The 9,632-nt window shown below is 57.1% G+C and carries 3 protein-coding genes and 2 pseudogenes; 3 read left to right on the plus strand and 2 right to left on the minus strand.

The features are described 5' to 3' along the window. A pseudogene (locus BMY73_RS27365) lies at positions 1-582 on the minus strand (sugar-binding protein); the annotation flags it as partial. Positions 583-693: 111 nt separating this feature from the next. Continuing rightward, complete coding sequence (locus BMY73_RS27370; RefSeq protein WP_092411036.1) at positions 694-1,191, minus strand: hypothetical protein; 498 nt, start codon at positions 1,189-1,191, stop codon at positions 694-696. Between the two features lie 173 nt (positions 1,192-1,364). Between BMY73_RS27370 and BMY73_RS27375 the strand changes: the two genes are divergently transcribed. From BMY73_RS27375 to BMY73_RS27385, 3 genes and pseudogenes are all read left to right on the plus strand, one after another. Continuing rightward, a complete protein-coding gene (locus BMY73_RS27375) occupies positions 1,365-3,143 on the plus strand; it encodes a hypothetical protein (RefSeq protein WP_092411038.1) in 1,779 nt (592 codons plus the stop codon). Positions 3,144-3,186: 43 nt separating this feature from the next. Continuing rightward, the gene (locus tag BMY73_RS27380) at positions 3,187-8,982 is read left to right on the plus strand and encodes an Ig-like domain-containing protein (RefSeq protein WP_092411040.1); all 5,796 of its coding nucleotides are present in this window, start codon (positions 3,187-3,189) and stop codon (positions 8,980-8,982) included. Positions 8,983-9,050: 68 nt separating this feature from the next. Beyond that, positions 9,051-9,632, plus strand: a pseudogene (locus BMY73_RS27385) (sugar-binding protein); the annotation flags it as partial.

Consider the following 9,632-nt stretch of genomic DNA (forward strand, 5'->3'; position numbering starts at 1 on the left):
GACGGCCGCGTCGGTGCGCCCGATTCGCAGCACGGTGCCATAGCTGTCGCGGATCTCGGTCAGGGCGCGCACCTCCTTGAACACCTCGTAGAACAACTCGATCTTGTGGCCCTGCGCCGAATAGATGGCGCTGGGCAAGGCCACGCCGTCCGGGCCGCCGGGTGTCAGGTGCTCCACCAAGCCGGACTTATGCACCACCCAGTAGAGCGGGCCGGTGTCACCCTGTTCTTCGTAGAAGTGAAAGCTTTCGATCTTCTGTTCGCGGATGGCCGGCTGCAATCCGCTGCCGGTGACCTTGAAGGATTCGCCGGTGCTCAGGGAGAGCATTTGGGTCGTCGGGTTGTACTGCGAAAGCGCCAGGCTCCAGCCACAACCGAAGCCGCTGTTGCGGTCCTTGCTGTTCAACTGGGTGGCGAGCGGGTTGAAGCTCAGGCGCAGTGGCAGCGCGGGGCCGCACAGGGCATTGCACTTGAGTTCGGGCAGGCTGATGGAGCAGGTGTACTGACCGGTGCGAGAGTCGACCCCGGCTTCGACAAAGCTGAGGAAGTTGAAGGCATTGGAATGAACGGCAGACGTGGCCATGGATGAACGCTCCCTGAGTATTCAGATTCACAAGGCGGGCAACCACCTTAAAGACCGCCCTTCCCTGTGGCGTAACAGGTCATACATAAAACATAAAAAATGCATCAGGCCTCAACTGTCGGGCCCCGTAGAACGTTCTATCTTGACGCAGGATAATTTGTCTTTAATTTGCCCCTGATCATTTTCGGTATTGACCATGATAATGCCGGGGGCAATGACTTCATTGGGATTTTTCTTTGAGGCCGCCGTCAAGTCAACAGGCGTCTCGGTATTAGTTGGATGCTTGACGGTTTTCATTTTTATAATGAAGTTGTCATGAGAGGCACAGTCGGGCGCATCGAAAAATGTAATAAAAGCGGCCGACGGCACATCGATCAACTTGAACGCCGACGCGTTATCGTTATTACAATCCTCCATGTTCTTGAATGGAAAATTGCCATTATCGAAAGGCAAACTGCAATTAAGTGCATTGCCTTCATTTCCACCATAAATCTCCAGACGCCCCTGATAGACGGGATCACTTCGCTCTGCCCCTACAGCCTGTTGCCCGCCAGCGGCCAAGAGCAAAAGGGATGACGACAGTATGATCAATCGATAGACGTTCATCATGTTTTTACCTGGGTATTGAACCGATCACGGTCGCGCGGTTGGCGGCCACCCTTGAACCCACGCTAGCACTTATGAACCCCGCTTGAACCTATCAGTCCTGCTAGGTTACAGCGCCGAATCAAGCGCGTAGAACGGGTCGCACGTCTATCTACGCGCTTATACAGGTGATGGCCATGGCCACTAAACCTCCTCCCAGTATCCCGACGCTGCAGGGCGACACGATTGACCTGGTTGAACTGGGTGATAAGGACCTGGAGGCTTATATCCGATACGACACCAATGACAACATGGACGGTGACAGTGTCACGCTGTCCTGGACAGGCCGTACGCCAGCGTCGGACGCATTGGACTTCGAGTCTCTTAAAGTCCGAATCGACAAAGACACTCTTCAGCCCGAAGGGCTGCTCATGAAAATACCCAACGACGTCGTAACAGGCATACGTGACGGGCAAGCCTTTTACTCGTATACCGTGGAAACCTCGTCCGGTGTGACAGATGAGTCCAAACGCCTGCTGGTATTCGTGGGGCAACGTCCGCCCCCGCTTTCCCGGTTACCCGTGCCCCAGGTCAAAGATGCGCATCGCGGACATTTCGACCCCGACCGGCCGAACGCCGCGCGGTCGATTGTGCCGCCTTACTACGCCATGTCGGCAAATGATCAGGTCGCATTGACCTGGCAGGGCTATCAGCCTGACGGCACGCCACTGACGAAGTACCGCAATACCAAAACGCTACGCGACCAGGACGTCGGGCGTCCTTTGAACTGGACGATCGCCGATACCTATTTCAGCGGCGCCAAAGGCGGAAGGATCGAGGTCAGTTACACCGTCACCTACCAGGCAACTGGCCAGACCGAATCGTCGCGACTGCAGCTCAATGCCCTCGCGCCCACAGTGCCGTGGCTCGAAGCCTTGAAGGTCAGGGACTTGACCGGCGACACGCTGGACCCTTCAGCATTCCCCGCTGGGGCGTTCATCGACATCGCGCCCTATGACGACATACAGGTGGGCGACGACCTGCTGTTTTACTGGAGCGCCAGCCGGGAATCGAACAACGACATCCAGCACGCACGTATCGACCAGTCAAATATCGACAGTGGGACAATCTCTTTTCATGTGGATCGCAGCCTGCTCGATGCCAACATCGGCACTGACGTCAACCTCACGTATCAATTCGCTCGTGTCGGCGCTACCGCCTCTTCCGACACCCTGGCGTTAACCATCGCCACCCCGCTCAAACTGGGTGAACCTTCGGTCCTCGAGGCTCGGCCGGTAGGCGGTGTGTCGACGCTGGATCCCCTGTCCGTCACGCTTGTCGGCGCCACGGTCAGGGTGCCCGCCAATCCGGGCCTGGGGCCGAACGACGAGATCAATGTTGTCTGGGACGGCCTCGGTACGACGGGTTACTTCGAAACCGCAACGCCATTGGCCGGTAGCGAGTTGGACTATCGCATTCCTGCCACCGCCATCCCTGCCAATATGGGACAAACCATTGATGTGTACTACACCGTCACTCGGCCAGGCATGCCATTGGTCACGTCCGACATTCACCGATTATCGATTGAGAAAATACCGATCGGGCGCCTTTCCCAGCTCCAGTGCCAGGAGTCCGCAAGCACACCGGGAAAACTCAGTCTCAAGACGGCAACGGCGGCCGGTGGCGCGCACTTGTCACTGGAGCCCTGGGTATATATAGCGGCGGGTCAGACCGTGAGCATGCAGCTATCGGGCGTGGGTCACGACGGCAGCTCGGCCGTGGAAGACGACATCCTCAGGGATTACGAAGTGACCGCTTCCGACGTCGTCAGTGGTGTGAACAACGCCGTGTTGCCCATGGCGACGTTACTGAAACTGAAAGTGGATGAAAGCTTCGACGTCTCTGTCGATGTTCGATTTGACGATGCCCTATCCGCTACGCAATTTCCAACCTTGATACTCCAACTGATTGATTGACCCCGGCCAACAGCGTGCGAAGGCGCGGCTGAAGAGGTGCACCATGGGAAACAATTCTCGGCAAAGCATCATCAACGCAATGAAGGCAAAGCCATCCACCTTCGATTGGGATGCCGTCGTTTGCTATAGCCGCAACAAGGTCAATGCATTATTGGCCCAACAATACCTGGCGCGTTACAGACAAAATGACGCATTGCCTCCACTGGACGGTGTCGTGCAAATCGGCGATACCACCATTACGTTGAGCAGTGTGACGCTGAGTGCACCCAGATTGTCATTCGAGAATGCCAACCTGGACAACTCCCAGGCTCGACTGACTTACGGTCTGCTGGGGGCCAAGATCGTCGATACATCAGAGCCGGACAGTTCTTTCAAACGTGTCACGAAAATCACCAATGCCAATGCCGCAGCATTGCTGACCGGTCCAAAACTGTTGATGGACATTACCCTCAAAACAAACAGTGGGGGCGTGGACTCAGCAGGTGAGGTCTATTTCAATATCCTCGACGGCTTCAACTTCAGAGGCGATTTTGTCGACAGCGAGGAAGAGCAACTGCTGATAGGCAGTTTTTTCAGGGACTGGTTTGAAGGACAGGAAGAGAAGTACCGCCGTTATTCACTGGGCCAACTAGACGCCTTCAGCAACGATGTCATGACACCGCAAGGCTTCAAATTATTAACGCAACCTGACCCTCACGAGAGTGGTTCCGGCGCGGTGGCACTGTTCATTGTGCTGCGAGACGGTCAATACATGGGGCTGCCCACCCAGGAGTCGGGCATGCCGTATTTCATTCCCGACGACGTCGATGCCAACGGGGATTCCCTTTATTCGGCAGCTGCGGTGTTTTCCAACGAGCTGATCTTCAATCGGGTAATAAAACCCCAGGTCAACGCCGACATGGGGTCAGGACTGATTCTCGGCAATCCGAATGCCAGTGGCGCGTTGGTGGCTGAGCAAGGAGAACTTTCTTACAAGAACTTTGAGCACAGGTACACGGTCAGGTCTGGCGATTTCGATGCCAAGTTCTGGGTCGAGACTCTCTCGCTGCCCTTTTCCGCCCCGACGGCGACAAACGCATTCAGCGTTTCGCCCGCTGACAACCTGCTCAGGGTGTCATGGAACAACCAACCCCGATCACCTTGGGGCAATGTGATCGAGTGGACCCTTCCCACAAAGCCGGAATATCAATACGGTGACCTGATCGTCACACATGCTTTTTCAGTGGACTTTATACCGTCTATCGACCCGGTAACGCATGTCGTCAGTTTTGAGCGCAAAGCCGGTTCGTCATTCACGTTGTCAGAATCAGGCTATGAGCAACTGGATTTCTTTGATCAGCCCAGCATAGAGATCCACAACAAGCTGGACGCGCTGATCCGGCCCGAACTGACCCACAAGTTCAACACGATCAAGGCACCGGACATCAACACCTTCATGGTCAACAATCTGTTGTTTCCAGAAGGCAACACGCTGCGCGTCATGGCCGTCGACCTGCCGTGTGACATGGCTGTATTCGGTCAGCTGGCGCCCGATCTGACGTCGTTTCAGATCTCGCCTCTGGAGACCAGCATGCTCGCTGGCGCAACCCTTCAATTTGTGGTTAACGCCGTTGAGACTCGGCGTGCCCAGGATCTGGAGTGGAGCGTGGCAAGTATCGACGGGGTCAACGCCGGCGTGGGTGTCATTGACGCTGCCGGACTGTACACCGCCCCCGCTGCCGAGGATTTGGGCCAGTCCTTCGTGCGTGTCCTTGTGACCGCTAAAGATACGGGCGGCACGGCAATGGCCTCGGCCCTGGTCACCGTGGTGGCCTCATCGCTGAGCGTCAACCCTGTCTTCCAGTCATGCGGGAAGGATCGCAGTACGAACATTCAAGTGGAAAGCCTGGGCGCCAGTGAACTGGACGTTCAATTGATCTGCACGGTGGATCACGGCGCCACACTGACGGCCGATCCAGGCACCGCCGGCACTTACGTCTATCAACCCGGGACGACAGTGCCCGGGCATCAGATCACGGTCGACATCGCAGAATTCACCGATAAGGCCAACGGGGTAAAAACCCGTGCCTACGTGCTGGTGAGCTGGCTGAACCTGAGCGGTGAAATGGTCATCGATGAAAATGCCGGTGTTGAGGGGGTCCAGTTGGTCCTGATGGACTCGGGCTGGGGGGATCCGACACCGATTGAATCACCGCTTGAGTGGGCGTTGACAGGCGAAGGGAGCGTCGACCAGAACGGGATCTTTACCGAACCGGCGCAGGACGAGATCAACGACGGAATCGCCATCATCACCGCCAGGGAAGGATCAAGTTCCCGGGATCTTTTCGGTTACCTCGTACTGCCGCTGCCGTTGGAACGTTTTGCCCGGCACGCGCGTCGTTATCGCCCACAACTTCCTGCCCTTCAAATCACGCCTGAGTCCTTAGCGATGTCTTCAACAGGTGCCCGGACAAGCAAAGGCAGCAATTCACGGGACACGCTGCTGAGCTGGATGCAGGGTAAAACCGTGACCTATGGATGGAACGCGGTCATTACCTACAGCCGCGCCAAGATCAACCGTTTACTTGAGCAGCAGTACGTTTCCAAGTTCAGCACCGACAGTTTCCTGCCGCCGATTTTCGGGACCGTATCGCTTGATCCGACCGGCAATAACCGTGAAAGGCTCGAACTGGCGGGGTTGGTGCTCAGTGCACCGCGGATTTCTTTTGAAACGTCGGATCTGCTGGATTCCAGAGTCGTGGTCACGCTGGATATTGTCTCGGGGTCCGTGGCGTATCAGTCTTATCCGGACGCCAGCCCTCCTTACCTTAAATCCAGCTTCAACATCAGTATCCAGCAGCAGTTCAAGGTGCAAATGGAAGTCGACCTGGCGGCGGTCACGGGTGAAGTCGACAAAGAAGGCAATGTGGTGGTCGATCTGGGAGAAGGCTACAACTTCACCAGTGATCTGGTCACCCAGGAGTATCCACAAGCGCAACTGGGGTTGTTCTTCAAGAACCTGTTCAAGGCTCAGCCCGCTTCAGCCCGGACTTACTTGCTGGGAGTGCTGGATTATGTCGGTGACGACATGCTCACGCCGAGTAACTTCTACATTCGCACCCAGTCAGCGCCCAGCGGCAAGAACATCAACTCCAGCAGCTACGGTGACGGCGGCGTGGTCTTGTTCATCAGGACTCGCAATGACTTCTACGATGGAACACTGCCGACCCCGGAAAACGCCGCCAGCTTCCGTTATCTGATCCCGGACGATGAGGCGATGGTCAGCGGGCAACCGGATTATTCAGGGTCCATTGTGCTGTCCAGCCGGATGGTCTTCGAGAATGTCCTCAAGCCCTATCTACAGCGTTATATCGCTCGGGGATTGAGCCTGTCTTCCAGCACGACACCCGGATCGAGCGCGATATTGAAGGCAACCAACGGGAGGTGGAACTCGGGGAATGTGCATTTTCAAAAGCAAGCCGATATCTGGGGCGACGTCGTTCACGAACTGATGTTGTTTGACATCTACTTTCCGTTCAGTCCGAGTCTGGCGGTGCAGGTCAGTGCCGACGCCCGGGAGCTGTCGATCACGATGAGCGAATCGATCACACACCCTTACCATTACAAGCTCAACAGAAAAAACTGGGAAGACTTCAATATTCGGGACAATGCCGACTTTACCTACATGCTGACGTTGACGTATGCAATAAACGTGGACGCAGCCCTCAATAAAATAAGCTTCTCACTCACCGGTTCATCGTTCGACCATACGATGCAACTTCAAAATTTCGAGCCCCGGTACGATGAAGAAAATGCCGAGGTCGTCCATACCCAGCTCAAAGACTTCATCCAGTCAGAGATGCAAAGGCTCAGGGACCTGTTCTTCAACATCGAATTACCGGAACTTGATTTCAAGGCCCTCAATCATTTGCTGTTTCCCGGTCAGAATGTCTTTCTGGCGACCGAAGCCTATGCGCCAGGGGACGTGGTGCTGTTCGGGCAGATCGACCCCACCCGGACCTCGTTCACACTGGAACCGTTGCACTCGATCATCAAGGTCGGCGACCGTCAGCGCTTCGAGGCGCGTCAGTTGACCCGGGCGGCTGTGCCGATGACCTGGACCGTGACCTCCATCGACGGCAGTCGCGCTCAGGGCGTGATCGATCAGACGGGCGAGTTTACCGCCCCGCCGCTGCACACGCTTGAGGGCTCTGCGGTGCGCAACGTGATCACGGCCAGCTATGACGACCCTGTCACCGGTCAATCGCGCTCCGCGTCGGCTCTGGTGACGGTGGTGGCCGAATCCATGGCGGTTGCGCCCGCCATGTCCACCCTCAGTATCCGGAACCCGAAACCGGTTGAGTTGCGGGCGTCGAGCCTGGGCGCAGGCCCCCTGCAATGGCGGTTGCTCGATTCGGCGCCCGGCACCCTGGACGTCGCAGCCGATTCACTTACGGCCGTGTACACCGCGCCGACTCAATCGTCCGAAGAAATGCTGCCCGTGTTGGTCGAAGTCCAGGACTCGGGGACCGGCGAAATGGTGATCTCGACGATATTGCTCCTCAGCGGCAACTACAGCCTTGAGGTTGAACCTGTCTTCCACCCGGGGCTTGCGCGCACTGCCACCGTGCAACTTAGCGTCAGCGAGGACGATGAAGAGGATTTCACCTACCAATGGAGCGTCGCGACTGGGGAAGGCACTGTGGACGACACCGGACTGTTCACGGCGCCTGACGATATCTCCATGCCCTACAGCGTTATCCGGTGCCAGGACAAGGATCATCCGTCCTTCAGCGGCTACAGCGTCGTGCATCTGTCGAATATGGCGTCAAGGCCTGGCTGGTCTGACTTCACGACCTTCACCATCAAGCCGGAATCGCCCACCAAAATGGCCTATGCCAACGGCCTGCAACAGGTTCAGGTGCGGATCGCCATCAAAACCAAACCCACCGATACGGGTGAGGAAACCGCACTTACACCCGCTGAGCGCGCGAGCCTGACGCTGGTCGTAGCGGACACCAAAGAGGTGCTGCCGCAGGTGGACAGCGAAGGTGTGCCGATCAGTGATAACCCTCTGCAGTGGGGCGTAAACGCCAAGCGTAACGAGTATGACTTCTACACCAGCCAGTTTCCGCCCGCCGAAGCGCAGGCAACCCCTCTCGACCTGGACGGCGACGCCAAGACGCTTTACATACAGACCCGTAGCGATACCGAGTTGCGCATCGCGGCACGGGTGACGCGAGCGGACAATACATTTTTCTATTCGACCGATCATTCCGGGTCCGAAGAAAACGACGCCATCATTGTCATACAGCCACTGCCTGTGCCGGTCTATCAGGAGAGCGAGTACAACCTGGATGTCAGACGGGCGCAGGGTGATGGCGATCCGAAGGAAGACGCCGACTTCGATTGGTACCTGACCACCGTTGACTACTACTACCTGCGGCTGTTGCGGGAGTCGACGCGCGAGCCCATCGCTTTCAAGACCATCACTTTCGAGCGCGCCTTCTCGGCCGTGCAATGGGAAAGTCGGCAGTACGCCGAAGAAGTCGGCAGCTATACAGGCTATGCGCTGCCGAAGAGTTCCGAACTCAACTTTGAATTCCAGCTTTACAACGGCATACCCGACGCCGTGAAGCCTGGCAAGGTGGTGAGGGATGGTTACCAGGGGGCTGACGGAGAATTCCTGTTCAGTTTGCACCGCCGCATCGACTTCCCTTTCGATGAGAACAGCGAACTGGCGCAACCCATTCGTATGCGTCTGCTCGATCGGTACGGCAACCCGCATCGTCTGCAACTGGAGTTCGCGGGGTTCAACAATCGGAACAAGCTCGTCATCAAGCGCATCTCCAACGATTAGAGATGCTACTGCCTGCCTTGAGGCTCGCTGGCCTCAAGGCAGCCTTCTTTATGCAAGGAGCGCCCCCCATGGCCACGTCTGCCGTTCATTCCAATGCCTTCAACTTCCTCAGCTTCGTCGAAGCCGGGGTCGACTCTCGCACCGGTCAGTACACCTGCTCCATCAGCCTGCCCGAACTCAAGTGCAATGCCCTGTGCGGACCCGCGCTGCCACTGCGCCTGAGCTTCAACCCGCTCGCCACCCAGTTGAACAGCAAGGACCGAAACAGCGGCTTCGGTTGTGGCTGGAGCCTGGCGCTGTCGCAGTACAACCCGACCACGCAAATGCTCTCCCTGAGCACCGGCGAATCCTTCAAGGTCACCGGCAGCGGATTGCAGCCGGCCATCCGCGAACAGAAGATCGAAAGCTTTCACTTCTATGAAGAACAGGGTGACACCGGCCCGCTCTACTGGGTGGTGCACAAGTCCGGCCTGGTGGAGCACCTGACACCCGGCGGCCCGGACGGCGTAGCCTTGCCCAGCGCCATCTATTCGGCGCAGGGCCACAAGATCGAGTTGTTCTACGAGGTGTTCAAGGAGGTGCGCGCCCTGACCGAGATCCGCGACAGCTATGGCACCGTGCTGCGAATCGGGCGCACCGACGCGGCCGTC

The sequence above is a fragment of the Pseudomonas sp. NFACC02 genome, from assembly GCF_900110765.1.
In the GTDB taxonomy this organism is placed as follows: domain Bacteria; phylum Pseudomonadota; class Gammaproteobacteria; order Pseudomonadales; family Pseudomonadaceae; genus Aquipseudomonas.